We start from the raw sequence: 25399 nt of genomic DNA, 5'->3' as shown, positions 1-25399 counted from the left end.
CATGCAGACGGGAATGCACACCGACACCGAGCGCTGCGTGCGCGCCGTCCGGTCGAAGGACGCGCGCTTCGACGGCTGGTTCTTCACGGCCGTCCTGACGACCCGCATCTACTGCCGGCCCAGCTGCCCGGTGGTGCCGCCCAAGCCCGAGAACATGACCTTCTACCCGAGCGCGGCGGCCTGCCAGCAGGCCGGGTTCCGGGCGTGCAAGCGCTGCCGCCCGGACACCAGCCCCGGCTCGCCCGAGTGGAACCTGCGCGCCGACCTCACGGCCCGCGCCATGCGCCTGATCGCCGACGGCGTCGTGGACCGCGAGGGCGTGCCCGGCCTCGCCGCCCGCCTCGGCTACAGCACCCGCCAGGTCGAACGCCAGCTCCTGGCCGAACTGGGCGCGGGCCCCCTCGCCCTCGCCCGGGCACAGCGCGCCCAGACCGCCCGGCTGCTGATCGAGACCACCCCGCTGCCCATGGCGGACCTCGCCTTCGCGGCCGGCTTCTCCTCCATCCGCGCCTTCAACGACACGGTCCGCGAGGTCTACGCCCTCTCCCCGAGCGAACTGCGCACCCGCGCCCCCAGGAACCGCCCCGCCCCCACCACCCCCGGCGCCCTGACCCTCCGCCTCCCCTTCCGCACCCCCCTCAACCCCGACAACCTCTTCGGCCACCTCGCCGCCACCGCCGTACCCGGCGTGGAGGAGTGGCGGGACGGCGCGTACCGGCGCACCCTGCGCCTCCCGTACGGTCACGGCATCGTGGCCCTCACCCCGAACCCCGACCACATCGCCTGCCGCCTCACCCTCAGCGACCTGCGCGACCTGACCGTCGCCATCAGCCGCTGCCGGCGCCTGCTCGACCTGGACGCCGACCCGACGGCGATCGACGACCAGCTGCGCGCCGACCCGCTGCTCGCGCCGCTCGTCGACAAGGCCCCCGGGCGGCGGGTGCCGCGCACGGTGGACGAGGCGGAGTTCGCCGTACGGGCCGTGCTCGGCCAGCAGGTCTCCACCGCCGCCGCCCGCACCCACGCCGCCCGCCTGGTCACCGCGCACGGCGACCCGGTGGACGACCCCGAGGGCGGCCTCACCCACCTCTTCCCGTCCACCGAGGCGCTGGCGGCGGTGGACCCGGAGACCCTGGCGATGCCCAGGACCCGCCGCACCACCTTCACCACCCTGGTCGCCCACCTGGCCGACGGCTCCGTCAACCCGGGCGTCGAGAGCGACTGGGCCGAGACCCGCGCCCGGCTCCTGGCCCTCCCCGGCTTCGGCCCCTGGACCGCCGACGTCATCGCCATGCGCGCCCTCGGCGACCCCGACGCCTTCCTCCCCACCGACCTCGGCATCCGCCGCGCCGCCGCCGAACTGGGCCTGCCCTCCACCCCGGCCGCGCTCACCGCCCGCGCGGCGGCCTGGCGGCCCTGGCGGGCGTACGCCGTCCAGTACTTGTGGGCGACCGACGACCACCCGATCAACTTCCTGCCGGTATAAGTCGGCATTAGCCCGTATTGGCCCGTATCAGCCCGTTCGAGGAGCCGGAGCGAAACCCGTGAAACAGCACACCGTGATCGACAGCCCCTACGGCGCACTCACCCTCGTCGCCGAGGACGGCGCCCTGTGCGGCCTCTACATGACCGACCAGCGCCACCGCCCGGCGGAGGAGACCTTCGGCGCACGCGACGAACGCCCCTTCGCCGAGACCGAGGAGCAGCTGGAGGCCTACTTCACCGGTGAACTGAAGGACTTCACCCTCGGCCTGCGGCTGAACGGCACCCCCTTCCAGCGCACGGTCTGGGCACAGCTCCAGAAGATCCCGTACGGCGAGACCCGCACCTACGGCGAACTCGCCGCCGACCTCGGCAACCCGGCCGCCTCCCGCGCCGTGGGCCTCGCCAACGGCCGCAACCCGATCGGCATCATCGTCCCCTGCCACCGCGTCATCGGCGCCGGCGGCGGCCTCACCGGCTACGGCGGCGGCCTGGAGCGCAAGCAGCGGCTGCTGGACTTCGAACGCGGGGCGGCGGGACCTCAGGCCCTGTTCTAGCCGCGCGGGCCCCGGGCGAAAACGCGTTGCCCGCGCGCCACGGGGCCCGTTACGCTCACCGGACTTCGAAGACCACGCTCTCCCGAACGATGCCGCAGATGGGGAGCAGGCCCGCGCACAGCAGCCCGGGACCACGGAGGGGCGGCGCCACTTATCGGCATGCCCTCCGGAGGACCGCACCCATGCATTCCACGCACCGCCCGCACATCGGCCTCGGCCTGCCCGTCGACGACCCCGCCCTGCTGCCGGCCTGGGCCCGGCGCGCCGACGCGCTCCCGTTCAGCACGCTCGGCCTGCTCGACCGGCTCGTCTACGACAACCCCGAACCCCTGATCACCCTCGCGACCCTGGCGGGCGCCACCTCCCGCATCCGCCTGCAGACCGAGGTGCTGATCGCCCCCGTCCACAACACCGCGCTGCTCGCCAAGCAGACCGCCACCCTCGACCGCCTGTCGGACGGCCGCTTCACGCTCGGCATCGGAGTCGGCGGGCGGGCCGACGACTGCCTCGCCGCCGGCATCGACCTCCACCGCCGGGGCCGCCGCCTCGACGAGCAGCTGACCCTGCTGCGCCGCACCTGGGACGGCGAGCCCTACGGCCGCGACGTCGGCCCCATCGGGCCCCGCCCCGCCACGCCCGGCGGACCGCGGGTGCTGTTCGGCGGCTTCGCCCCGGCCGCCCTGGAACGGGTCGGCCGGTTCGGCGACGGCTTCCTCGGCGCCGCGCTGCCCGCCGCGCACATGGACGGCCTGTTCCGCCAGGTCGAGGCGGTCTGGCGGAAGTACGACCGCCCGGGCCGGCCGCGCCTGGTCGCCCAGGCGAGCGTCGCCCTCGGCCCCGACGGCACGGTGGAGCGGGCCCGGCGCAACCTCGGCGACTACTACGCCTTCACCGGGCGCGCCGAGTACATGACCAAGGGCCTGCTCACCACCGCGCGGGAGATCCGCGCCGCCGTCGACGCCTTCCGGGACATCGGCGCCGACGAGGTCGTGCTCTACTGCTGGTCCTCGGACCCCGACCAGGTCGACCGCCTCGCCGACACCCTGTTCTGACGGGCCTGCGGCTCCCGGTTCCCGCCGCCGCGGCTCAGCCCAGCCCGCGCAGCAGCTCGGGCAGGGCCGAGCCGATCGGCTCCCGGACCACCTCGTCGGCCAGCTCGTCGTACGGCGTCGGTTCGGCGTTCACGACGACCAGCCGGGCCCCGTGCGCGACGGCGACGCCGGCCAGCCCGGCGGCGGGCTCCACCCGGAGACTGGTGCCGACCGCGACGAACACCTGGCACGCCTTGCTGATGGCGGCCGCCTCGCCCAGCACCACCGGGTCGAGGCGCTCGCCGAACATCACGGTGGCCGACTTCAGAATGCCGCCGCACTCCAGACACGGCGGGTCGGCCTCACCGGCCTCGATCCGGGCCAGCGCGTCCGCCATCGGCCCCCGGGCCCCGCAGCCGGTGCACACGTAGGCGCGCGCGGTGCCGTGCAGTTCGAGGACCTTGCGGGCGGAGAGCCCGGCGAGCTGGTGCAGACCGTCCACGTTCTGCGTGAGCACACGGACCGGTACCCCGCGCCGCTCCAGGTCGGCCACCGCGCGGTGCGCCGCGTTCGGCTCGGCGTGCAGCGCGGCGCTGTCCCGCCGCATCAGCCAGGAGCGCCGCCTGATCTCCGGATCGCCCATGTAGTACTCGTACGTGACGAGCTTCTCGGCCTCCGGGTCGCGCCGCCACAGACCGTTCGGACCGCGGTAGTCGGGAATGCCGGAGTCGGTGGAGACGCCGGCACCGCTGAGGACGGCGACGAGAGGCTTGCCGGTCATGCGGTCGAGGGTAGGGCGCCCAGGTGCGGTCGGCGAACGGTTATCGGTCGACCCGCACACCGTCCTCCAGCTCGGCCGTGCCGGAGCCGTCCGCCAGTACGTCCAGCGCGGCCAGCACCCGGCCGTGCAGGGAACCGAGCAGGTGGTCGCCGAGTTCCCCGCGCGGCACCAGCCGCCAGGACAGCAGCTCCTCCTCCTGCAGCCGGATCGCCTTGAGGTCGTCCTCCGACAGGACCCCGCCGTCGTACAGGTACGCCACGATCGGTGGCCTGCCCGGCCCGTTCGACCAGTCCACCGCGAGCAGCCGACCGATCCGCGCGTCGAGTCCGATCTCCTCCAGGGTCTCCCGCCGCGCGCCCTGCCGCGGACTCTCCCCGTCCCCGGACTCGATCGTCCCGCCGGGCAGCGCCCACCCCTCGCGGTAGTTGGGCTCGACGAGCAGCACGCGCCCCGCGGCGTCCCGGAAGACCGCGGCGGCACCGGCGAGGACGCGGGGCAGTCCGGCGATGTAGGCGGCGTAGTCAGCAGTGGTCATCCCGGAAGCGTAACGAGCGGCCCGGCCCCGGGCCCGGCGCACTCCCGGAGCGGGTGCACGGCGGGTTCCACGGTGTGGGCAGGGCATGACGGCGCGGGCGTCCTCCGGTTAGGGTCGCAGCGGCGCGACTGCCTTGACGTGCGCAAGGCTCGAAGAGCAAGGGGAGAGCAAGGTGGCTGACGCTGCTGTGGACGGGACCCGCCGGGTACTCGTCGCCGCGGACAAGTTCAAGGGCTCGCTGACGGCCGTCGAGGTCGCCGAGCGCGTCACGGCCGGACTGCGCCGCGTCGTGCCGGACGTCCTGGTCGAGGCGCTGCCCGTCGCCGACGGCGGCGACGGCACGGTGGCCGCCGCGGTCGCGGCCGGGTTCGAACGCCGGGAGGTACGGGTCGCCGGTCCCCTCGGCGACGAGGTGACGGCGGCGTACGCGCTGCGCGAGGACACCGCCGTCGTGGAGATGGCCGAGGCCAGCGGCCTCCAGCGGCTCCCGGAAGGCGTCCTCGCACCGCTGACGTCGTCCACGTACGGCTCGGGCGAGCTGCTGCGGGCCGCGCTGGACGCGGGCGCGCGGACGATCGTGTTCGGGGTCGGCGGCAGCGCCACCACGGACGGCGGCGCCGGGATGCTGGCCGCGCTGGGCGCGCGGTTCCTGGACGGGGACGGCGAGCCGGTCGCGCCCGGCGGGGGCGGTCTCGCGGGGCTGGCCTCGGCCGACCTGTCCGGTCTCGACCCGCGCCTGTCGGACGTGGAGCTGGTGCTCGCCAGCGACGTCGACAATCCGCTGACCGGGCCGAAGGGCGCCCCGGCGGTCTACGGGCCGCAGAAGGGTGCCTCGCCGGACGACGTGACGGCCCTGGACACCGCCCTCGCGCACTTCGCGAAGGTGCTGGAGCGGACGGAGGGCGTGGGCGCGCGTGCCGCCGGGTACGCCGCGTCGCCGGGCGCGGGTGCGGCGGGCGGCATCGGGTTCGGCGCGATGCTGCTGGGTGCGCGGTTCCGGCCCGGCATCGAGGTGATGCTGGACGTGCTGGGCTTCGCGCCTGCGCTGGCGCGGGCGGACCTGGTGATCACCGGGGAGGGCTCGCTGGACGAGCAGACCCTGCACGGGAAGGCGCCGGCGGGCGTCGCGGCGGCGGCGCGGGCCGCGGGCAAGGAGGTCGTCGCGGTGTGCGGGCGGCTCGCGCTGCCGGCGGAGGTGCTGGGGCGGGCCGGGATCCGGCGGGCGTATCCGCTGACGGATGTGGAGCCGGACGTCGCGAAGTGCATCGCGGACGCGGGGCCGATCCTGGAGCGGGTGGCGGAGTCGATCGCCAGGGACTTCCTGGCCTAGGGGAGTCTCGCCCCCGCCGCCCCTTCCCATTCCCGACCCTGGGGGCTCTGCCCCCAGACCCCCGTTTTCGGCCCTGAACGGGCCTCGTCCTCAAACGCCGGACGGGCTGGGAGGCTCACCCCTCTCCCCACCGAGTCGGGCGGTGGGTGGGCATAGGCCCGGGGGTCTGGGGGCGGAGCCCCCAGGGACGCCGACACCGACGCCGGGCGCGCACAAACAGAAGGGCCCCGAACCCAACCCGGGTCCGGGGCCCTACCGACGTTCACACGTCACGGAAGCTGCGCGGCCCGCGCCTCCCGCCGATTGTCACGGAAGTTGTTCACCCTGCGAGCCGTGGCGAACAGGGGGATCACCGCCCCCATCACCAACTGCAGCGCACACCCCGTCTGCAGCAGCAGCTGCCCGCTCGGCGCGTCGAACGCCCAGCCGGCCAGCAGCCCCATCGACAGGACGATCCACGACAGCATCGCCACCGCGAGCCGCCCCCGCGGCTTCGGGTACTCGACCCGGCTCACCATCAGCCAGGCCGTGCCGATGATCGCCAGCAGCGTCGCCACGAACGGCAGCTCCAGCAGCACGATCGACACCACCGTCAGCGCCCCGAACGGCGACGGCATGCCCTGGAAGGTGCCGTCCTTGACGGTGACGCAGGAGAACCGCGCGAGCCGCAGCACCACCGCCAGCAGCACCACGATCGCCCCCACCGCCGCCACCCGCTGGTAGGCGTCGTCCGCGACCATGCCGTAGACGAGGACGAAGTACGCCGGTGCGAGGCCGAAGCTGATCAGGTCGGAGAGGTTGTCCAGCTCCGCGCCCATCGGCGAGGACCGCAGCTTGCGGGCGACCAGACCGTCGAACAGGTCGAAGATCGCCGCGCACAGCATCAGGATGACCGCGGTGGCCGCGCTGTGCCGGGCCATGCCCGACTCGTCGCTGCCCATGAGGTGCGGGATCAGGATGCCGGTGGTGGTGAAGTACACCGCCATGAAGCCGCACGTGGCGTTGCCGAGCGTGAGCGTGTCCGCTATCGACAGGCGGAGCGAGAGCGGCATCTCCTCCTCGTCGTCCACCTCGTCGGCCTCCGGCACCCATCCGGCCTGGGTCTGTGGATCAATCACGGTCAATTCGAGTCACCCCAGCCACCGTCTTCTGACCCACCTCGACGTCGACCTCCACACCCTCCGGCAGGTACAGGTCGACGCGGGAGCCGAAGCGGATCAGACCGACCCGCTCGCCCTGCTCGACCTTCGTGCCCTGCGGCACGTACGGGACGATACGGCGGGCCACCGCGCCGGCGATCTGGATCATCTCGATGTCGCCGAGCTCGGTGTCGAAGTGCCACACGACGCGCTCGTTGTTCTCGCTCTCCTTGTTGAAAGCGGGAACGAAGCCGCCCGGCACGTGCTCGACCGACGTCACCGTGCCCGACAGCGGGGCGCGGTTGACGTGGACGTTGAGCGGGCTCATGAAGATCGCGACGCGGGTGCGGCCGTCCTTCCACGGCATGATGCTCTGCACCACACCGTCGGCGGGCGAGACGACCCGGCCCTGGGTGATCTCGCGCTCGGGGTCGCGGAAGAACCACAGCATCCCCGCCGCGAGCGCGGTGGCGGGGACGGCGACGGCCTTGGCGGCGCCGGAACGGCGGGCCCGCAGGAGGCTGACGGCTGCGGTGGCGACGGTCGGCAGAAGCCACGGCGAGGCTCCGCGCGCGAGGCGTACGCCGGCGAGGCTGTCGCGAGGTGCAGAGGTTTGGCTGTGGGGCATGGATGACCTTCGTAGCGGATGATGCCGCGCTATGACGGGGGACGGCGGCTTTCCGGCGATCGTAGCGGCTCCGCGCCGCAACTGGGTAAGCCAGGAAGCTGAGTCGGCGGCCGAAGACTGCCTACGGGGTGTGACCTTCTTCTCCAAGAAAACACCCCGTATCCGGACATCTAACCCTGGAATCGATACTCTTCGAGCAGTCGGCGGCCGATGATCATTTTCTGGATCTCGGCGGTGCCTTCACCGATGAGCAGCATCGGCGCCTCGCGGTAGAGGCGCTCGATCTCGTACTCCTTGGAGAAGCCGTACCCGCCGTGGATCCGGAAGGCGTCCTCGACGACCTCCTTGCAGTACTCGGAGGCGAGGTACTTGGCCATCCCCGCTTCCAGGTCGTTTCGTTCGCCCGAGTCCTTTTTGCGCGCAGCGTTCACCATCATCGCATGCGCCGCCTCCACCTTGGTAGCCATCTCCGCGAGCTTGAACTGGATGGCCTGGTGCCGGGCGATCTGCTTGCCGAAAGTGTGACGCTGCTGGGCGTACCGGACGCCGAGTTCGAAGGCACGCTGAGCGACGCCGCAGCCACGGGCCGCCACGTTGACGCGGCCGACCTCGACGCCGTCCATCATTTGGTAAAAACCTCGTCCGGTGACACCGCCGAGCACCCGATTGGCCGGAATGCGCAGGCCGTCCATGATCAGCTCGGTGGTGTCGACACCCTTGTAGCCCATCTTGTCGATCTTGCCGGGGATGGTCAGCCCCGGGCGGACCTCGCCGAAGCCGGGCTCCTTCTCCACCAGGAAGGTCGTCATCGACTTGTGCGGGGCCGTGCCGTCCGGGTGACCCTCGTCACTCTTCACCAGGACGGCCACCAGCGACGACGTACCGCCGTTCGTCAGCCACATCTTCTGGCCGTTCAGGACGTACTCCTCGCCGTCCCTCACCGCCTTCGAGGAGATCGCCGAGACGTCGGAGCCCAGCGCCGGCTCGGACATCGAGAAGGCGCCCCGGATGTCGCCCGCGGCCATGCGGGGCAGGAAGTGGTCCTTCTGCTCCTGCGTGCCGTGCTGCTTGAGCATGTACGCCACGATGAAGTGCGTGTTGATGATGCCGGACACCGACATCCAGCCCCGGGCGATCTCCTCCACGCACAGGGCGTACGTCAGGAGCGACTCGCCCAGGCCGCCGTACTCCTCGGGGATCATCAGCCCGAACAGGCCGAGTTCCTTGAGCCCGTCGACGATGTCCTGCGGGTACTCGTCCCGGTGCTCCAGCTCGGTGGCGACCGGGATGATCTCCTTGTCCACGAAGTCCCGGACGGTGGAGAGGATCTCCGTCTGGACGTCCGTCAGACCGTGGGTCTGGGCGAGGCGGCTCATCTACTTCCCCTGTTCCTTCAGCTCGGGGCGGCCCGGCTGCTCGCCGCCGCGCTCCTTGGTGTACGTCTCCGTCGGCACCATCACCTTGCGGCGGAACACGCACACCAGGGTGCCGTCCTGCTTGTAGCCCTTGGTCTCGACGTGGACGATGCCGCGGTCGTTCTTCGACTTCGACGGCCACTTGTCGAGCACCGTCGTCTGGCCGTACAGCGTGTCGCCGTGGAAGGTCGGCGCCACGTGCTTGAGCGACTCGATCTCCAGGTTGGCGATCGCCTTGCCGGAGATGTCCGGGACGGACATGCCGAGCAGGAGCGAGTAGATGTAGTTGCCGACCACCACGTTCCTGCCGAAGTCCGTCGTCTTCTCGGCGTAGTTGGCGTCCATGTGGAGCGGGTGGTGGTTCATGGTGAGCAGACAGAACAGGTGGTCGTCGTACTCCGTGACCGTCTTCCCGGGCCAGTGCTTGTAGGTCGCCCCGACCTCGAACTCCTCGTAGGTGCGTCCGAACTGCATCGCCCTCAGCCCTCCGGGATCTCGAACTTCGACGTGCGCCGCATCCCGGCCGCACGCCCCTTGCCGGAGACGACCAGCGCCATCTTGCGGCTGGCCTCGTCGATCATCTCGTCGCCGAGCATCGCCGAGCCCTTCTTGCCGCCCGCCTCGGACGTGTAGTAGTCGTACGCGTCCAGGATCAGCTCGGCGTGGTCGTAGTCCTCCTGGGAGGGCGAGAAGATCTCGTTGGACGCCTCGACCTGGCCCGGGTGCAGCACCCACTTGCCGTCGAAGCCGAGGGCGGCGGCGCGCTGTGCCACCTCGCGGTAGCCGTCCACGTTGCGGATCTGCAGGTAGGGGCCGTCGATCGCCTGGAGGTCGTTGGCGCGGGCGGCCATCAGGATCTTCATCAGGATGAAGTGGTAGGCGTCCGCCGGGTAGCCGGGCGGCTGCTCGCCCACGACCAGGGACTTCATGTTGATGGACGCCATGAAGTCGGCCGGGCCGAAGATGATGGTCTCCACGCGCGGGCTCGCCTGGGCGATCTCGTTGACGTTGTTCAGGCCCTGGGCGTTCTCGATCTGCGCCTCGATGCCGATCCGGCCGACCTCGAAGCCCATCGTCTTCTCGATCTGGGTGAGGAGGAGGTCCAGGGCCACGACCTGCTGGGCGTCCTGGACCTTCGGCAGCATGATGCAGTCCAGGTTCGGGCCCGCGCCCTCCACCACCGTCACGACGTCCCGGTACGTCCACTCGGTCGTCCAGTCGTTGACGCGCACGACGCGGGTCTTGCCGGTCCAGTCGCCCTCGTTGAGGAACTTGACGATGGTGTGCCGCGCCTCGGGCTTGGCGAGCGGCGCGCAGGCGTCCTCCAGGTCCAGGAAGACCTGGTCCGCCGGGAGGCCCTGGGCCTTCTCCAGGAAGCGCGGGTTGCTTCCCGGGACCGCCAGACAGGAGCGCCGGGGGCGGAGACGGTTGACCGTGGTCATGCGGGGACCTCCAGGGGGTCGAGCTTGTTCGCGTACCGGATCTCGTCGACGATCCGGCCGATGATGCCGGTGATGTCGAAGTCCTTCGGGGTGAAGACCGCGGCCACTCCCGCGGCCCGCAGTTCCTCGGCGTCACCGTTCGGGATGATGCCACCGGCGATCACCGGGATGTCTGTGGCACCGGCCACACGGAGCCGTTCGAGTACGTCCGGCACCAGTTGGGCGTGCGAGCCGGACAGGATGGACAGGCCCACCGCGTGCACGTCCTCCGCGAGGGCGGCGTCCACGATCTGCTCCGGGGTGAGCCTGATGCCCTGGTAGACCACCTCGAACCCGGCGTCCCGGGCGCGCACGGCGATCTGCTCGGCGCCGTTGGAGTGGCCGTCCAGGCCGGGCTTGCCGACCAGGAAGCGGAGCTTGCCGACCTCCATCTCCTTGGCCGTCAGCTCCACCTTGCGGCGCACCTCGGACAGGGCCGAACCCTCCTCCGCGGTGACCGCGACCGGCGCCGAGGACACGCCGGTCGGCGCCCGGAACTCGCCGAAGACCTCGCGCAGCGCCCCGGCCCACTCGCCGGTCGTGGCGCCGGCGCGGGCGCACTCCAGCGTGGCCTCCATGAGGTTGCCGGTGCCGCGCGCGGCCTCCTTCAGCTTCTCCAGCGCCTTGCAGGGGCGCGGGTGGTTGAAGGGCGGCTGGTAGCGGGAGTCGCGCCAGTTCTCCAGCGAGGCGACGACGCGGGCCTCCACCGCCGGGTCGACCGTCTGGATCGCGGTGTCCAGGTCGGCGGTCAGCGGGTTGGGCTCGGTGCCCTCGAAGGCGTTGACACCGATGATCTTCTCCTCGCCCGACTCGATCCGCGCCCGGCGCTCGGCGTGCGAGGCGACCAGCTGCGACTTGAGGTAGCCGGACTCCACGGCGGCCATCGCGCCGCCCATCTCCTGGATGCGGTCGATCTCCGCGAACGCCGACTCGACCAGCTCGCCGACCTTCGCCTCGACCACCTTCGAGCCCTCGAAGAGGTCCTCGTACTCCAGCAGGTCGCTCTCGTGGGCCAGCACCTGCTGGATGCGCAGCGACCACTGCTGGTCCCAGGGGCGGGGCAGGCCCAGGGCCTCGTTCCAGGCCGGCAACTGCACGGCACGCGCCCGTGCGTCCTTGGAGAGGGTCACGGCCAGCATCTCGAGGACGATCCGCTGGACGTTGTTCTCCGGCTGCGCCTCCGTCAGGCCCAGGGAGTTGACCTGGACGCCGTAGCGGAAGCGGCGGTGCTTGGGGTTCTCGATGCCGTAGCGCTCGCGGGTGACGCGGTCCCAGATGCGGCCGAAGGCGCGCATCTTGCACATCTCCTCGACGAAGCGCACGCCCGCGTTCACGAAGAAGGAGATGCGGCCGACCACGTCGCCCATCCGCTCCTGCGGCACCTGACCGCTGTCGCGCACCGCGTCGAGCACGGCGATCGCGGTGGACATCGCGTACGCGATCTCCTGCACCGGCGTGGCGCCCGCCTCCTGCAGGTGGTAGCTGCAGATGTTGATCGGGTTCCACTTGGGCAGGTGGGAGACCGTGTACGCGATCATGTCGGTCGTCAGGCGGAGCGACGGCCCCGGCGGGAAGACGTGCGTGCCCCGGGACAGGTACTCCTTGACGATGTCGTTCTGGGTCGTGCCCTGGAGCTTGGTGACGTCCGCGCCCTGCTCCTCCGCGACGACCTGGTAGAGCGCCAGCAGCCACATGGCCGTGGCGTTGATGGTCATCGAGGTGTTCATCTGCTCCAGCGGGATGTCCTGGAACAGCCGGCGCATGTCACCGAGGTGCGCGACCGGCACGCCGACCCGGCCGACCTCGCCGCGGGCGAGGACGTGGTCGGAGTCGTAGCCGGTCTGGGTCGGCAGGTCGAAGGCGACCGACAGACCCGTCTGCCCCTTGGCGAGGTTGCGCCGGTACAGCTCGTTGGACGCCTCGGCCGTGGAGTGACCGGCGTAGGTGCGCATGAGCCACGGCCGGTCCTTGTGACGCTCAGTCATGGGTGGCCTCCGCCGTCCTCAGATGTTCCGGAAGCGGTTGATGGCGTCGAGGTGCTGGGCGCGCTTCTCGTGGTCGCGCACGCCCAGGCCCTCCTCGGGCGCCAGGCAGAGCACGCCGACCTTGCCCTGGTGGGCGTTGCGGTGGACGTCGTGCGCGGCCTGGCCGGTGTCCTCCAGGGAGTACACCTTGGAGAGCGTGGGGTGGATCTTGCCCTTGGCGATGAGGCGGTTGGCCTCCCAGGCCTCGCGGTAGTTGGCGAAGTGGGAGCCGATGATGCGCTTCAGGGACATCCACAGGTAGCGGTTGTCGTACTCGTGCATGTAGCCCGAGGTCGAGGCGCAGGTGGTGATGGTGCCGCCCTTGCGGGTGACGAACACGGAGGCGCCGAAGGTCTCGCGGCCGGGGTGCTCGAAGACGATGTCGATGTCCTCGCCGCCGGTGAGTTCGCGGATGCGCTTGCCGAAGCGCTTCCACTCCTTCGGGTCCTGGGTGTGCTCGTCCTTCCAGAACTTGTAGCCCTCGGCGTTGCGGTCGATGATCGCGTCGGCGCCCATCGACCGGCAGATGTCGGCCTTCTGGTCGCTGGAGACGACGCAGATCGGGTTGGCGCCGCCGGCGAGGGCGAACTGGGTGGCGTAGGAGCCGAGTCCGCCGCTGGCGCCCCAGATGAGCACGTTGTCGCCCTGCTTCATCCCGGCGCCGTTGCGCGAGACGAGCTGGCGGTACGCGGTGGAGTTGACCAGGCCGGGAGCGGCGGCCTCCTCCCAGCTGAGGTGGTCCGGCTTCGGCATCAGCTGGTTGGACTTGACCAGCGCGATCTCCGCGAGTCCGCCGAAGTTGGTCTCGAAGCCCCAGATGCGCTGCTCGGGGTCGAGCATCGTGTCGTTGTGGCCGTCGGAGGACTCCAGCTCGACGGAGAGGCAGTGCGCGACGACCTCGTCGCCCGCCTGCCAGGCGTTGACGCCCGGGCCGGTGCGCAGGACGACACCGGCGAGGTCGGAGCCGATGACGTGGTACGGCAGGTCGTGGCGCTTGGCGAGGTCGCTGACCCGGCCGTAGCGCTCCAGGAACCCGAAGGTGGACAGCGGCTCGAAGATCGAGGTCCACACCGAGTTGTAGTTGACCGAGGAGGCCATGACGGCCACCAGGGCCTCGCCGGGGCCCAGCTCGGGCACCGGCACGTCGTCCAGGTGGATCGACTTGCGGGGGTCCTTGTCGCGGGTCTCGAGGCCCGCGAACATCTCGGTCTCGTCCTTGTGCACGGTGATCGCGCGGTACGACTCGGGGAGCGGCAGTGCGGCGATGTCGGCCGGCGTGGAGTCGGGCGACTGGATCGCGTCCAGGATGTCCTTCACGGTCACGGTGTTGCCTCCGGCGGTGAGCGCCCTGAGGGAGGGGCGCTGAGGGTTACGTCGGTGCTGCTGAGGTGAGGGTGTGTGCCTGTGACGCAGGCGTTCGGGCGCGCAGGGGGATGAGGTGCGGGGACAGCCCGGACACCTTCAACGTATGACACCGCGTGTCACCCCGCAAGGCACTGAGTGCCAGAAACTGTTCTCAGATGAATTCTTTACGCGACAGATGAGCGATGATCGATCGAATCATCTCCCGCCGAAGGGGAAAAACGGGCGCCGACATGCAAAAACGGCCACCCGGTGGGTGGCCGTCGTCACAGTGCGGAACAGTGCGGAGGGGGCGGTCAGCGCTCCTTGAGTGCCTGCTCGATGGTGCGCATGACCTCGTGCAGCGGCGCGTCGGTGCGCGCCACCGTCACCAGCACCTCGCCCTGCACGGAGGCCGAGGAGGCGGCGGGGCGGGCGGGGGAGGCCGTGCTGCGGCCCGCCCCGATGCCCGTGCCGAAGGTCTTCCGCACGATCGCGAAGGCGTGGTCCAGCTCGGCCTCGACGTCGCCCTGCCCGTCGGCCCGCAGCCAGCGCCGCAGCACGTGGTTGTGCGCGGTCACCACGGCGGACGCCGCGACCTCCGCGAGCAGCGGGTCGTCGCCCGCGTCGTCGTCGTGCGCGTGCTCGTCGAAGTGGCCGAGCAGATAGCGGGTGAACAGCCGCTCGTAACGGGCCACCGACGCGATCTCCGCCTCGCGCAGGGTGGGCACCTCGCGGGTCAGCTTGTAGCGGGCCACCGAGATCTCCGGCCGGGCCGCGTACATCTTCATGACTTCCTTGATGCCGCGGCACACCGTGTCGAGCGGATGCTCGTGCGCGGGCGCCGCGTTGAGCACCGCCTCGGCCCGCACCAGGGTGTCGTCGTGGTCCGGGAAGATCGCCTCTTCCTTGGAGCGGAAGTGGCGGAAGAAGGTGCGGCGGGCGACCCCGGCCTGGGCCGCGATCTCGTCGACGGTGGTCGCCTCGTACCCCTTGGTCGCGAACAGCTCCATCGCCGCCGCCGCCAGCTCCCGGCGCATTTTGAGCCGCTGGGCGGCGGCCCGGCTGCCGGCCGCGCTCTCCGGCGCGTCGGACGTGGCTGAGGTACGTGAGGACTTGGCGGGCTGGGGCATGACCCGAACGTACTGCATGCGGGCGCAATCACGCGCGTGACCGGGGATTCCCCCGCCCGCGCGGGGCGGGGGAGACCCGGCCGGATCGAGCAGTCCGCCCCAGTCCTCCTCGGACCGCGGCCAGTCGCCCGGCGGCTCAGCGGCGGGCATGCTCGCGGAAACCGCGGCCCGTCTTGCGGCCGAGGCAGCCCGCGGCCACGAGGTGTTCCAGGAGCGGCGCGGGAGCCAGCCCCGGGTCGCGGAACTCCCGGTGCAGCACCTTCTCGATGGCCAGCGACACGTCGAGTCCGACCACGTCGAGCAGCTCGAACGGGCCCATCGGGTAACCGCCGCCCAGCTTCATCGCCGCGTCGATGTCGTCGAGGGTCGCGTAGTGCTCCTGCACCATCTTGACCGCGTTGTTGAGGTACGGGAACAACAGCGCGTTCACGATGAACCCGGCCCGGTCGCCGCAGTCCACGGCGTGCTTGCGCACCCTGGCGCAGACCTCGTGCACGGTGGCGTGCACGTCGTCGGCGGTCAGCACCGTGCGGACCACCTCGACCAGCTTCATCGCCGGGGCCGGGTTGAAGAAGTGCATCCCGATCACGTCCTGCGGGCGCGAGGTGGCGCGGGCGCAGGCGACGACCGGCAGCGAGGACGTGGTGGTGGCCAGCACCGCGCCGGGCTTGCAGACCTTGTCCAGCGCGGCGAACAGCTGCCGCTTGACCTCCAGGTCCTCGGCGACGGCCTCCACGGCCAGGTCGACGTCGGCGAAGTCGTCGTAGGTGCCCGTCGGCGTGATCAGTTCCAGCGTCCGCGCGGCCGCCTGAGCGGTCATGCGTCCCTTGTCGACCGACCGGGACAGGGACTTCCCGATCCGGGCCTTGGCCGTCCGCGCCTTCTCCGCGCTGCGGGCGGCCAGCACCACCTCGAACCCGGCCTTGGCGAACACCTCGGCGATGCCGGACGCCATGGTGCCCGACCCGGCCACACCGACCGCGCGGACCGTCCGCCCGGCGACCGGGGCTGCGCCCGTGCCCGGCGTCAGCGCGTCCGGCACCACGACCGCGCTGCCGGGCGCCTCGTAGGTGTAGAAGCCGCGCCCGGCCTTGCGCCCCGTCAGGCCCGCGTCGCTGAGCTGTCTCAGGATCGGGGCGGGGGCGTGCAGACGGTCCCGGGAGGCGGCGTACATGGCCTCCAGGACCGTGCGCGCGGTGTCCACGCCCACCAGGTCGAGCAGGGCCAGCGGCCCCATCGGCAGTCCGCAGCCGAGCCGCATCGCGGCGTCGATGTCCTCGCGGGAGGCGTAGTTCGCCTCGTACATCGCGGCGGCCTGGTTGAGGTAGCCGAACAGCAGCCCGTCCGCGACGAAGCCGGGCCGGTCGCCGACCGCGACCGGCTCCTTGCCCAGGTCCAGGGCGAGGTCGGTGACGGCCGCGACGGCGGCGGGCGCGGTCAGCACCGAGGAGACGACCTCGACCAGCTTCATCGCCGGCGCGGGGTTGAAGAAGTGCAGGCCGAGCACCCGCTCCGGGCGGGCCGAGTCGGCGGCCAGCCGGGTGACGGACAGCGCGTTGGTGCCGGTCGCCAGGATCGCCTCCGGACGCACGATCCCGTCCAGTTCCCGCAAGACCCGCTGCTTGATCTCGTACGACTCCGGGACCACCTCGATCACCAGGTCGGCGCCGGCGGCGGCCCGCAGGTCGGTGGAGGTGCGGACGCGGCCCAGGGCGTCGGCGCGCTCCTGCCCGGTCAGGCGCCCGCGCTCGACGGCGCGGGCGGTGGAGGACTCCAGCGCGGCGACCGCCTTGACGGCCTGCGCCTCGCTGACGTCGATGCCGATGACCTCGCGGCCGGCCCCGGCCAGGATCTCGGCGATGCCGGTGCCCATGGTGCCGAGGCCGACGACGGCGACGGTGCGGAGCGGGGACAGAGGGGTGTCGGACAGGGGAGTGGCCATCGAGGGACTCCAGGAATGAGGGGTGACGACGGGAACACGCCTGGGTACGCCGTGGAGCGCACCGGGTGCGTGAGAAGGAGAAGGAAGGGAGTGCGGGTGTTGCCGGGCCTGCTCGCGCACCCGCCCGGTGCCGTCCTGAGGGGCGTGCACACGCCCGCCCGGCGGCCTGTGACCGGCCCTGTCCCGAGGCCGAGTCCTGATGCGGTACCCGAGGTACCGGACCGACTGCCCTCCCGGTGGTTGCGTCACCAGACCACCGTGAGGAGTTGCCGCGGGTGGGTGACCCGCTCGTCTGAGGTTAACCCGCGGGTAACGAGCGCGCCAGCCCTCGACGTTCGTGATGTACGTCCCAGACGGGGTGTGACGCCCCTAACCTCGGAGTCATGGACGAAGAGTTGCGAGCGCTCACGGAGCGCTTACGGGCCGAGTCGGCGGCGTCGGGTGTTCCGGAAGCCGCGGCCGTCTACGACCGGCTCGTGGCGACCGGGGACCGGGACGAGCTGGCCGCCGTGCTCACCGAGCCCGGACACCCGCTGTGGGCCCGGGAACTGGCCGCGTTCCGGCTGGGGGTGGCGGGGGACCGGCGGGCCTTCGAGTCGCTCGTACTCCTGCTGAACCACCGCGACCCGCCCCGCTGTGCCTCGGCCGCGCACGCCCTGGCACGCCTGGGCGACCCGCGTACCGCCCGCGCGGCCGCGGCCCTCGCCACCAACGAACTGCGGGTCGCCTACGCCCTGCACCCGGTACGGCTGCTGGTCGAACTGCGGGCCCCCGAGGCGGTGCCCGCGCTGATCACCACCCTGGAGCGGCGGCTGCGCCCGCACGATCCGTACCGGCGCGTCGCGCTCGCCTGCGTCGAGGGACTCGGTGCCCTCGGCGACGACCGTGCCGGCCCCGTCCTGAACGACGCCCTCGCCCACCCGGCGCTGGCGCAGGCGGCGGTGCGGGCCCTGGCGCGCATCCCGGGGCAGCGGTGAGGCACCGGCCGGTGCCGGGCCGGTGCCGGTCTTTGTGGTGACGCTCCGTCAGCCGTTCAACGGCCGGGCGTACCGCACCTCGGGCACCGCGACGCCCTCCACCTCGAAGGGCTCCTCGGCGCCGTCGGGGCGAAAGCCCGCCCGCTCGTAGAACCGCCGGGCGCGGGCGTTGCCCTTGAGCACCCACAGGAGCATGCGCGCGTGCCCGGCGCTCTCGCACTGGCGCACCGACTCCTGCATCAGCGTCCGCCCGACGCCCGTGCCGAGCCGTCCGGCGTCGACGTAGAGGGCGTACAACTCGGCGTCCGCGGTGCGTGCCTCGCCGTCCCGGTAGGGACCGTGACAGGCCCAGCCGACGACCTCGCCGCCCGCGTCCTCGGCGACCAGGTTCACCAAGCCCGCCGGGGGCCCGGCGAACAGGGCGCGGCGGCGCTCGGCGTCGGCGGCGGGATCCATCGCGTCGAGGTACGGCTGCGGCATCAGGCCCCGGTAGGCGCTCTGCCAGCCCCGGACCCGGATCCGGGACACCCGGTCGCAGTCCGCGAGGGCCATCTCCCGCACCCGCACCGGCACCCGCGCCTGCGGACCGCTCACGGCGCCACGACCGCGAACGCCTCGATCTCCATCAGGAACTCCGGCCGGACCAGCGCGGCCACCTGCACCGCGGAGGCGGCCGGCAGCCGGTCGTCGGGTATGTGCTCGGCGCGGGCGGCGCGGATCGCGCCCATGTGGGCCATGTCCGTGACGAAGAAGGTCAGCTTCACCACGTCGTCGAAGGCCGCCCCGGCCGAGGCCAGGCACCGGCGCAGATTCTCGAAGACCTGGCGGGCCTGGGCCGCGGGGTCGCCCTCGCCGACCACCCACCCGTCCTCGTCCAGGGCGAGCTGCCCCGAGACGGCCACGAACCGACCGGTGCCGAGGACGACATGGGTGTACTGCGCGGCGGGCGCGACGCCCTCGGGGGCCGGGATCCTGGTCAGTTCACTCATGCGTCCATCGTGGACCACGCCACTGACAACGCCGCCGACGGGGTGCGCCCGACGTGCGACGACGGGACGGCTAGCCGCGGAAGCCGAGCAGCCCGTGCAGGGTCGAACCCCGCGAGGACGTGGAAGCCGCCTTGTACTCCAGCGGCTTCGGGTCCGGCAGCGCCGGGCACACCGCGTCCGCCTCGCCACCGCCGCCGCGCGGCACCGTTCCGTCGGTCAGGTAGGCGGCCAGGTGCTCGTCCAGGCAGTCGTTCCCGCTCAGCGTGATGCCGTGGTTCCCGCCGCCCTCCTCGACGACGAGGGCGGAGTCGCGCAGCAGCCGGTGCGCGGCGACGCCGCCCTCGTACGGCGTGGCCGCGTCGCCGGTCGCCTGGAACAGCAGGACCGGGGGCAGCTCGCCGTTGGCGACGTCCACCGGCTGCCGGGACCCCGTGGGCCAGAACGCGCACGGCGCGTTGTACCAGGCGTTGTTCCACACCATGAAGGGTGCCTTCTCGTACAGGTCCCAGCTGTCGTCCCGCCACTCGTCCCAGTCCCGCGGCCAGGCGGCGTCGCGGCACTGCACCGCGGTGTAGACGCTGTAGCCGTTGTCCCCGGAGGCGTCCAGGGCACCGAAGTTCTCGTACGCCTCGACCAGCGGGCCGGTGTCCTCGTCGTTCACGTACGCGGCGAACGCCTCGGCCAGGTAGGGCCAGTAGCCGTTGTAGTACCCGCCCGGCATGTAGGTGTCCTCCAGCTCGGAGGCGCCGACCTTCCCGCCGGCCGGCCGCTCGGCCAGCGCCGTCCGCATGGCGTACCAGGAGGCCTCGACCCGCTCGGGGTCGCTGCCCAGACCGTAGGCCGCGTCGTGCTCGGCGATCCAGGCCAGGAACGCCCGGTGGCGGTCGTTGAAGGCGAGATCCTGGTTGAGGTTGGCGTCGTACCAGACGTCGTCCGGCCCGACGACGGAGTCCAGGACCAGCCGCCGCACCCGCTGCGGGTAGAGCTTGGCGTAGACGGCGCCCAGATAGGTGCCGTACGAGTAGCCGAAGTAGTTGAGCTTCTCCGCGCCGAGCGCCGCGCGGATCGCGTCCACGTCCCGCGCCGCGTCGACCGTGTCGATGTACGGCAGCACGTCCGCGTACTTCTGGCCGCAGGCGTCGGCGAAGGACTTCGCGCGGGCGAGGTTGGCCTGCTCGACGTCCGGCGTGTCCGGCAGCGAGTCGGGACGCACGGGGTCGAAGTGACCCGGCCGGCAGTTCAGCGCGGGAGTGCTCTTCCCCACGCCGCGCGGGTCGAAGCCGATGACGTCGTACTGGGCGGCCACCTTCGCGGGCAGCGACGACGCCACGAACCCGGCGAGCGTCAGCCCGCTGCCTCCGGGACCGCCGGGGTTCACCAGCAAGGGGCCCTGGTACGTCCTGGCGGTGTGCGGGACGCGGGACAGCGCCAGCGTGATCTGCCTCCCGCGCGGACGCGCGTGGTCGAGCGGCACCTCCAGGGACGCGCACTGGAGCGTCGGGTAGTCCTCCGTGGCGCACTTCTCCCAGTGCGGGCCCGCCGCGGGCGCCGCGGGTGCGGGGTGCGTGGACCGTGGTGCGCTCGCGTCGGCGGGGACGGCGGTGACGGTCCCGGCGGCGATGACGGCGGCGCCGCACAGCACGGCTGCGCGTTGTCTCATGGCGTTCTCCCAGGACTCCCAGGACGGCGGGGCTGCGGTCCGCGCGGGTCGCGGTCCTCGCCGGATCGTCCCGGGGAGCGCCTTCGGAAGAACGAGACCTGTCCATACTTGACCCGATTGGGTCGGAAGATGCCCTCCAATGCTCTTACTCGGCCGCTCCGGGTGGGCTCACGGTGCCGTCAGAGCCCGAGCCCGCCCGCGACCGACAGCTCCTGCTTGGTGAACTCCCCCGTCAGCATGGGCATGGCCCGGCCGATCGCGTCCTTCGCCTCGGGCAGTTCCAGCGAGGCGTCGTGATGTTCCCGGGTCCGCCACACCTCGGTCACCCAGATCGTCGTCTCGTCGTCTTCGGACAGACCCACGAGATAAAGCTCGCATCCGGCGTCCCGCAGACCGTCGGCGGCGCTCAGGAGAAGGGAGACCACCTCGTCGCGGAGGCCGGGCCGGGTCTTCATCGAAGCGATGCAGCCGTAGGTCATGGAGGGATCCCTTTCACTCTGGGCGGGGCCGGCTTCTCCGGCCGGAGCGCGTACCCGAAGGCTGTCAGATGAGGGAAAGCTGCACCGGCTCCGGAGGCGCGGGTTCGGCCGGGTGCGAGTGCTCCGGCTCCGCGATCCTTCGCGGCATCCCCGCGCGCGCGGGACCGATGCCGTACTCGCGGGCCAAGTCGTGCACCTGACGCGTGATCCTGCGCTGGTACCACTTCGGGGCGTAGGCGCCGTCCGCGTACAGCCGCTCGTACCGGCGGACCAGGTGCGGGTGGTGCTGCCCGAGCCAGGCCATGAACCACTCGCGGGCCCCCGGCCGCAGGTGCAGCACCAGGGGTGTGACCGAGGTGGCGCCGGCGGCGGCGACGGCTCGCACGGTGGCCCTGAGCTGGGCCGGTTCGTCGCCGAGGAAGGGGATGACCGGTGCCATCAGCACCCCGCAGCCGATGCCGCGCTCGCCGAGGGTCCGGACGACCTCCAGCCGGCGCTCCGGGGCCGGGGTGCCCGGCTCCACGGTGCGCCACAGCTCCGCGTCGGTGAAGCCGACCGAGACCGAGATGCCCACGTCCGTCACCCGGGCCGCCCGCGTCAGCAGGTCCAGGTCGCGCAGGATCAGCGTGCCCTTGGTGAGGATCGAGAAGGGGTTCGCCCGCTCGGTGAGGGCCTCGATGATGCCCGGCATCAGCCGGTAGCGGCCCTCCGCGCGCTGGTAGCAGTCGACGTTGGTGCCCATCGCGACGTGCTCGCCCTGCCAGCGGCGCGAGGCGAGCTGGCGGCGCAGCAGCTCGGGCGCGTTCACCTTGACGACGATCTGGGAGTCGAAGCCGAGCCCCGTGTCGAGGTCCAGGTAGCCGTGGGTCTTGCGCGCGAAGCAGTACACGCACGCGTGCGTGCAGCCCCGGTAGGGGTTCACCGTCCACTCGAACGGCATGCGCGAGGCCCCCGGCACCCGGTTCAGGATCGAGCGGGCCCGCACCTCGTGGAAGGTGATGCCTCTGAACTCGGGCGTGTCGAACGTGCGGGTGACGACGGCGTCCGCGCCGAACAGCGCGGTGTCCGCCGCGCGGGCGTGGTCGGAGTCCGTGAGGTTCTCCCAGCGCATTGAGGCCTCCTCGGTAGCACTGGCGACACAATAGAACAGTTGTTCCCTTGATCGTGCGGACGAGTCGCGCGGGGCCGCTTCGCGCCCCCCGATTTGGTGGCCGGGCGGCGGGGTGGTTGGCTTGCCCCGAACCCGAGAACCAGGCCCTGGAGGAACCCGATGGCGCAGGTCGAGGCGACGACGGAGCGGATCGTCGCAGCGGACGCGGAGACGGTGTTCGACACCCTCGCCGACTACAGCGGCACCCGCGAGAAGCTGCTGCCCGAGCACTTCAGCGAGTACGAGGTCCGGGAGGGCGGCGACGGCGAGGGCACCCTCGTGCACTGGAAGCTCCAGGCCACCAGCAAGCGCGTCCGTGACTGCCTGCTGGAGGTCACCGAGCCGACCGACGGCGAGCTGGTCGAGAAGGACCGCAACTCCTCCATGGTCACCACCTGGCGGGTCACCCCGGCGGGCGAGGGCAAGTCCCGGGTCGTCGTGCTCACCGCCTGGCAGGGCGCGGGCGGCGTCGGCGGCTTCTTCGAGAAGACCTTCGCCCCCAAGGGCCTCGCCCGGATCTACGACGCCCTGCTCGCCAAGCTCGCCGCCGAGGTAGAGAAGTAGCCAAGGGGCAGACACGGGGCGGCTGTTGGTCGCCTCACCGGTTCGAGTGATCTCCGCGCGAACCCGCCGTACGTCCGTAACTCGTCGCACTTGTTCGCAGTTGTCGCCTCAGGCGGCAAATGTGAGCAGGTGTGACGAGGGGAGCGGTACGTGGGCGGGATCACTCTGGTGCAGGACCCGGTAAGGGATTCCGCACAGGACGAACCGGTCGTCGCGGCCCAGGCACCTCCTGGGCCTCCCGTTCCCGGGCCGGACGGGGCGCGGGACGCGGGGCTGAGCCCGCGCCGGGTGCGGCTGGTCTTCGTCGGGCTGATGCTGGCGCTGCTGCTCGCCGCCCTGGAGCAGATGATCGTCGCCACGGCGCTGCCGAAGATCGTCGGTGAGCTGCACGGTCTGGACAAGATGTCCTGGGCGATCACCGCGTACCTGCTCACCTCGACCGTCGGACTGCCCATCTACGGCAAGCTCGGCGACCTCTTCGGCCGCAAGGGCGTCTTCCAGTTCGCCATCCTGGTCTTCGTCGTCGGCTCCGCGCTCGCCGGACGCGCGCAGACCATGGACCAGCTGATCGCCTTCCGCGCGGTGCAGGGCGTCGGCGCGGGCGGCCTGATGATCGGCGTCCAGGCGATCATCGCGGACATCGTGCCGCCTCGCGAACGCGCCCGGTACATGGGCCTGATCGGCGCCGCCTTCGGACTCGCCTCGGTCGCCGGGCCGCTCCTGGGCGGCTACTTCACCGACCACCTCTCCTGGCGCTGGTGCTTCTACATCAACGTGCCCTTCGGCCTGGTCACCATGGCCGTCGTCGCCGTCGTCCTCAAGCTGCCCAGGCCGCGGGTCAAGCCGCGCCTCGACATCCTCGGCGCCCTGCTGCTCGCCGCCGCCTCCACCTGCCTGGTGCTGCTCACCAGCTGGGGCGGCACCGAGTACGCGTGGGGCTCGCGGGTCATCCTCGGCCTCGGCGCCGGAGCGGTCGCGGCCACCCTGCTCTTCCTGGTCGCCGAGCACTTCGCGCCCGAACCCCTGATCCCGCTGCGCCTGTTCCGGGACTCCATCTTCAACATCACCGCCCTGGTCGGCCTCGTCGTCGGCGTCGCCCTGTTCGGCGCCGCCAGCTACCTGCCGACCTTCCTCCAGATGGTCGACGGCGCCACCGCCACCGAGTCCGGCCTGCTGATGCTGCCGATGATGGGCGGCGTCGTCGGCGCCTCGATCATCTCCGGACAGCTCATCAGCCGTACCGGTCACTACCGGATCCACCCGATCCTCGGCAGCGCGCTGTCCGTCGTCGGCATGTGGCTGCTCTCCCGCCTCGGCACCGACACCTCCCGGCTGCACTACAGCATCTGGATGGCGGTCCTCGGCGCCGGCATCGGCCTGGTGATGCCCGTCCTGGTCCTCGCCGTCCAGAACTCGGTGCGCCCCACCGACCTGGGCACCGCCACCAGCGCCAACAACTACTTCCGGCAGATCGGCGGCAGCGTCGGCGCGGCCGTCTTCGGCACCCTCTTCGCGGGCCGGCTCACCGACGCCCTGGCCGACCGGATCCCCGCCGAAGCGGGAGTCGACCTCCCCGACGCCGAGGCCATCACCCCCCAGCTCGTCCACTCCCTGCCCCCGGCGCTGCGCGACGCCTACATCGGGGCGTACGCCGACGCCATGCCGCGGATCTTCCTCTACCTGGTGCCGGTGCTCGTCCTCGGGCTCCTCATCGCCCTCTTCCTCAAGGAGAAACCCCTGGTGTCCCACAACGCCCCCGTCACCGACCCGGAGACCGCCCAGCACGCCCAGCACGCCCAGCACGCCCAGCACCCCCCGCAGCCGCAGCCGGCCGCCCAGGTCCCGCCGGCCCGGTCGCCCTACGCCGGCGGCATCCCCGTCTGCGGCACGGTGCAGCACCCCGACGGCACCGTCGTGCCCCGCGCGGCGCTCACCCTCATCGACGTCGGCGGACAGCAGATCGGCCGGGGCGCCAGCGGCGACGACGGACGGTACGCGCTGGCCACGCCCGGCTCCGGGGCGTACGTCCTGATCGCCGCGGCCGGCGGCCACCAGCCGCAGGCCGTCTCCGTGACCGTCGGCGAACGCCCGGTGGAACTGGACGTGGTCCTCGGCGGGGCCGGACGCCTCGCGGGCAGCGTCATGACCGCCGACGGCAGCCCCGTGCGCGACGCGACCGTCACCCTCACCAACGTCCACGGCGAGGTCGTCTCCACCACCCGCAGCGGCCGCGAGGGCGGCTACGTCATCACGGAGCTGGTGGCCGGCGAGTACACCCTCGCCGCCAGCGCCCCCGCCTTCCGCCCGGCCGCCCTGCCGGTCAGCGTGCAGGCCGCCCGCGAGACCCGCCAGGACGTCGAACTGGCCGGCGGCGCCGTGCTGCGCGGCACCGTGCGGGCCAGTGGCGGACGGATCGTCGAGGACGCGCGCGTGACGCTGCTCGACGCCGCGGGCAACGTGGTGGACACCCTCACCACCGGCCCGGACGGCACGTTCCGGTTCGTGGACCTGTCGTCCGGCGAGTACACCGTCATCGCCGCCGGTTACCCGCCGGTCGCGACCGTGCTCCAGGTGGCCGGCGGCGGCCGGACGGAGCGCGACCTGCAACTCGGCCACGAGGACTGAGACCGGCCACCGGCGCGCGGGCGCGCGCCGGTGTGTTCGCGCGTCACCAATTCCCCCGTTGCCGCACATGGTCACCGGCCACCCCCGTACGGTGGTGACGGCGACACAGATCTTGCGGAGCCGTGGGCAGAGAGGG

The 25399-nt window shown here is 71.9% G+C and carries 23 protein-coding genes; 7 read left to right on the top strand and 16 right to left on the bottom strand.

The window, feature by feature from the left end:
- The first annotated feature begins 1 nt into the window (after position 1).
- From ACFV9J_RS20170 to ACFV9J_RS20160, 3 genes are all read left to right on the top strand, one after another.
- Positions 2-1486 carry an AlkA N-terminal domain-containing protein gene (locus tag ACFV9J_RS20170; protein WP_385356034.1) on the top strand — a complete coding sequence of 495 codons (1485 nt, stop codon included), beginning with the start codon at positions 2-4 and terminating at the stop codon, positions 1484-1486.
- Between the two features lie 58 nt (positions 1487-1544).
- On the top strand, positions 1545-2039 hold the full coding sequence (locus ACFV9J_RS20165; RefSeq protein ID WP_385356032.1) for a methylated-DNA--[protein]-cysteine S-methyltransferase: 495 nt from the start codon (positions 1545-1547) through the stop codon (positions 2037-2039).
- A 182-nt stretch (positions 2040-2221) separates the two neighbouring features.
- The gene (locus ACFV9J_RS20160; RefSeq protein ID WP_385356030.1) at positions 2222-3091 is read left to right on the top strand and encodes an LLM class flavin-dependent oxidoreductase; all 870 of its coding nucleotides are present in this window, start codon (positions 2222-2224) and stop codon (positions 3089-3091) included.
- Between the two features lie 34 nt (positions 3092-3125).
- Here ACFV9J_RS20160 and ACFV9J_RS20155 read toward each other — a convergent pair whose 3' ends face one another.
- Both ACFV9J_RS20155 and ACFV9J_RS20150 read right to left on the bottom strand, forming a co-directional pair.
- The gene (locus ACFV9J_RS20155; RefSeq protein ID WP_385356028.1) at positions 3126-3851 is read right to left on the bottom strand and encodes a Sir2 family NAD-dependent protein deacetylase; all 726 of its coding nucleotides are present in this window, start codon (positions 3849-3851) and stop codon (positions 3126-3128) included.
- Between the two features lie 40 nt (positions 3852-3891).
- Complete coding sequence (locus ACFV9J_RS20150; RefSeq protein WP_385356027.1) at positions 3892-4386, bottom strand: NUDIX domain-containing protein; 495 nt, start codon at positions 4384-4386, stop codon at positions 3892-3894.
- 187 nt (positions 4387-4573) lie between these two features.
- On the opposite strand from ACFV9J_RS20150, the gene ACFV9J_RS20145 reads away from it, so the two are divergent.
- Positions 4574-5716: a glycerate kinase gene (locus ACFV9J_RS20145; protein WP_385356128.1), complete on the top strand. Its 1143-nt coding sequence runs from the start codon at positions 4574-4576 to the stop codon at positions 5714-5716.
- Between the two features lie 269 nt (positions 5717-5985).
- Here ACFV9J_RS20145 and pssA read toward each other — a convergent pair whose 3' ends face one another.
- The 9 genes from pssA to ACFV9J_RS20100 all read right to left on the bottom strand — a co-directional run bounded on the left by pssA (position 5986) and on the right by ACFV9J_RS20100 (position 16819).
- Positions 5986-6804 carry a CDP-diacylglycerol--serine O-phosphatidyltransferase gene (gene pssA, locus ACFV9J_RS20140; RefSeq protein ID WP_031037634.1) on the bottom strand — a complete coding sequence of 273 codons (819 nt, stop codon included), beginning with the start codon at positions 6802-6804 and terminating at the stop codon, positions 5986-5988.
- 22 nt (positions 6805-6826) lie between these two features.
- Positions 6827-7483, bottom strand: coding sequence for a phosphatidylserine decarboxylase (locus tag ACFV9J_RS20135; RefSeq protein WP_104631952.1), 657 nt, complete (start codon positions 7481-7483; stop codon positions 6827-6829).
- A 170-nt stretch (positions 7484-7653) separates the two neighbouring features.
- Complete coding sequence (locus ACFV9J_RS20130) at positions 7654-8859, bottom strand: acyl-CoA dehydrogenase family protein (protein ID WP_385356026.1); 1206 nt, start codon at positions 8857-8859, stop codon at positions 7654-7656.
- On the bottom strand, positions 8860-9372 hold the full coding sequence (locus ACFV9J_RS20125; protein WP_385356025.1) for a MaoC family dehydratase: 513 nt from the start codon (positions 9370-9372) through the stop codon (positions 8860-8862).
- Positions 9373-9377: 5 nt separating this feature from the next.
- A complete protein-coding gene (locus tag ACFV9J_RS20120) occupies positions 9378-10340 on the bottom strand; it encodes an HpcH/HpaI aldolase/citrate lyase family protein (RefSeq protein ID WP_385356024.1) in 963 nt (320 codons plus the stop codon).
- The gene (locus ACFV9J_RS20115; RefSeq protein ID WP_385356023.1) at positions 10337-12364 is read right to left on the bottom strand and encodes a protein meaA; all 2028 of its coding nucleotides are present in this window, start codon (positions 12362-12364) and stop codon (positions 10337-10339) included. Before ACFV9J_RS20115 ends, ACFV9J_RS20120 begins: the two co-directional genes overlap by 4 nt.
- A gap of 18 nt (positions 12365-12382) precedes the next feature.
- A complete protein-coding gene (gene ccrA / locus ACFV9J_RS20110) occupies positions 12383-13726 on the bottom strand; it encodes a crotonyl-CoA carboxylase/reductase (RefSeq protein WP_385356022.1) in 1344 nt (447 codons plus the stop codon).
- A 335-nt stretch (positions 13727-14061) separates the two neighbouring features.
- A complete protein-coding gene (locus ACFV9J_RS20105) occupies positions 14062-14877 on the bottom strand; it encodes a TetR family transcriptional regulator (RefSeq protein WP_385356021.1) in 816 nt (271 codons plus the stop codon).
- Positions 14878-15013: 136 nt separating this feature from the next.
- Positions 15014-16819: a 3-hydroxyacyl-CoA dehydrogenase family protein gene (locus ACFV9J_RS20100; RefSeq protein ID WP_385356019.1), complete on the bottom strand. Its 1806-nt coding sequence runs from the start codon at positions 16817-16819 to the stop codon at positions 15014-15016.
- A gap of 383 nt (positions 16820-17202) precedes the next feature.
- Here ACFV9J_RS20100 and ACFV9J_RS20095 point away from each other — a divergent pair, with 383 nt between their 5' ends.
- The gene (locus tag ACFV9J_RS20095) at positions 17203-17796 is read left to right on the top strand and encodes an adenylosuccinate lyase (RefSeq protein WP_385356018.1); all 594 of its coding nucleotides are present in this window, start codon (positions 17203-17205) and stop codon (positions 17794-17796) included.
- 48 nt (positions 17797-17844) lie between these two features.
- Here the strand turns inward: ACFV9J_RS20095 and ACFV9J_RS20090 are convergent, their stop codons facing one another.
- The 5 genes from ACFV9J_RS20090 to ACFV9J_RS20070 form a co-directional block, all read right to left on the bottom strand.
- A complete protein-coding gene (locus ACFV9J_RS20090) occupies positions 17845-18390 on the bottom strand; it encodes a GNAT family N-acetyltransferase (protein ID WP_385356016.1) in 546 nt (181 codons plus the stop codon).
- Positions 18387-18785: a RidA family protein gene (locus tag ACFV9J_RS20085; protein WP_385356014.1), complete on the bottom strand. Its 399-nt coding sequence runs from the start codon at positions 18783-18785 to the stop codon at positions 18387-18389. The genes ACFV9J_RS20090 and ACFV9J_RS20085 overlap by 4 nt, the downstream gene beginning before the upstream one ends.
- A 70-nt stretch (positions 18786-18855) precedes the next feature.
- Positions 18856-20445 carry an alpha/beta hydrolase gene (locus tag ACFV9J_RS20080; RefSeq protein ID WP_385356013.1) on the bottom strand — a complete coding sequence of 530 codons (1590 nt, stop codon included), beginning with the start codon at positions 20443-20445 and terminating at the stop codon, positions 18856-18858.
- Between the two features lie 179 nt (positions 20446-20624).
- Entirely contained in the window at positions 20625-20924 is a 300-nt protein-coding gene (locus ACFV9J_RS20075; protein ID WP_385356012.1) for a putative quinol monooxygenase, read from the bottom strand.
- Between the two features lie 64 nt (positions 20925-20988).
- On the bottom strand, positions 20989-22035 hold the full coding sequence (locus ACFV9J_RS20070) for an Rv2578c family radical SAM protein (RefSeq protein WP_385356011.1): 1047 nt from the start codon (positions 22033-22035) through the stop codon (positions 20989-20991).
- A gap of 159 nt (positions 22036-22194) precedes the next feature.
- Between ACFV9J_RS20070 and ACFV9J_RS20065 the strand changes: the two genes are divergently transcribed.
- Together ACFV9J_RS20065 and ACFV9J_RS20060 are read left to right on the top strand one after the other, a co-directional pair.
- Positions 22195-22638 (top strand): SRPBCC family protein, encoded by a 444-nt coding sequence (locus ACFV9J_RS20065; RefSeq protein WP_385356009.1) that lies wholly within the window; start codon positions 22195-22197, stop codon positions 22636-22638.
- Positions 22639-22788: 150 nt separating this feature from the next.
- Positions 22789-25263: an MFS transporter gene (locus ACFV9J_RS20060; protein ID WP_385356008.1), complete on the top strand. Its 2475-nt coding sequence runs from the start codon at positions 22789-22791 to the stop codon at positions 25261-25263.
- The last annotated feature ends 136 nt before the right edge of the window (positions 25264-25399 follow it).

Source organism: Streptomyces sp. NPDC059906, from assembly GCF_042730645.1.
Lineage (GTDB): Bacteria > Actinomycetota > Actinomycetes > Streptomycetales > Streptomycetaceae > Streptomyces > Streptomyces rubrogriseus.
This window is presented reverse-complemented; position numbering and strand designations above follow the sequence as displayed.

What these genes read in the sequence shown, in the direction of transcription:
- ACFV9J_RS20170 (WP_385356034.1), top strand. Translation starts at nt 2, where the DNA reads ATGCAGACGGGAATGCACACCGACACCGAGCGCTGCGTGCGCGCCGTC.
- ACFV9J_RS20160 (WP_385356030.1), top strand. Translation starts at nt 2,222, where the DNA reads ATGCATTCCACGCACCGCCCGCACATCGGCCTCGGCCTGCCCGTCGAC.
- ACFV9J_RS20155 (WP_385356028.1), bottom strand. Translation starts at nt 3,851, where the DNA reads ATGACCGGCAAGCCTCTCGTCGCCGTCCTCAGCGGTGCCGGCGTCTCC.
- ACFV9J_RS20150 (WP_385356027.1), bottom strand. Translation starts at nt 4,386, where the DNA reads ATGACCACTGCTGACTACGCCGCCTACATCGCCGGACTGCCCCGCGTC.
- ACFV9J_RS20135 (WP_104631952.1), bottom strand. Translation starts at nt 7,483, where the DNA reads ATGCCCCACAGCCAAACCTCTGCACCTCGCGACAGCCTCGCCGGCGTA.
- ACFV9J_RS20130 (WP_385356026.1), bottom strand. Translation starts at nt 8,859, where the DNA reads ATGAGCCGCCTCGCCCAGACCCACGGTCTGACGGACGTCCAGACGGAG.
- ACFV9J_RS20125 (WP_385356025.1), bottom strand. Translation starts at nt 9,372, where the DNA reads ATGCAGTTCGGACGCACCTACGAGGAGTTCGAGGTCGGGGCGACCTAC.
- ACFV9J_RS20120 (WP_385356024.1), bottom strand. Translation starts at nt 10,340, where the DNA reads ATGACCACGGTCAACCGTCTCCGCCCCCGGCGCTCCTGTCTGGCGGTC.
- ACFV9J_RS20115 (WP_385356023.1), bottom strand. Translation starts at nt 12,364, where the DNA reads ATGACTGAGCGTCACAAGGACCGGCCGTGGCTCATGCGCACCTACGCC.
- ACFV9J_RS20105 (WP_385356021.1), bottom strand. Translation starts at nt 14,877, where the DNA reads ATGCCCCAGCCCGCCAAGTCCTCACGTACCTCAGCCACGTCCGACGCG.
- ACFV9J_RS20100 (WP_385356019.1), bottom strand. Translation starts at nt 16,819, where the DNA reads ATGGCCACTCCCCTGTCCGACACCCCTCTGTCCCCGCTCCGCACCGTC.
- ACFV9J_RS20095 (WP_385356018.1), top strand. Translation starts at nt 17,203, where the DNA reads ATGGACGAAGAGTTGCGAGCGCTCACGGAGCGCTTACGGGCCGAGTCG.
- ACFV9J_RS20085 (WP_385356014.1), bottom strand. Translation starts at nt 18,785, where the DNA reads ATGAGTGAACTGACCAGGATCCCGGCCCCCGAGGGCGTCGCGCCCGCC.
- ACFV9J_RS20080 (WP_385356013.1), bottom strand. Translation starts at nt 20,445, where the DNA reads ATGAGACAACGCGCAGCCGTGCTGTGCGGCGCCGCCGTCATCGCCGCC.
- ACFV9J_RS20075 (WP_385356012.1), bottom strand. Translation starts at nt 20,924, where the DNA reads ATGACCTACGGCTGCATCGCTTCGATGAAGACCCGGCCCGGCCTCCGC.
- ACFV9J_RS20070 (WP_385356011.1), bottom strand. Translation starts at nt 22,035, where the DNA reads ATGCGCTGGGAGAACCTCACGGACTCCGACCACGCCCGCGCGGCGGAC.
- ACFV9J_RS20065 (WP_385356009.1), top strand. Translation starts at nt 22,195, where the DNA reads ATGGCGCAGGTCGAGGCGACGACGGAGCGGATCGTCGCAGCGGACGCG.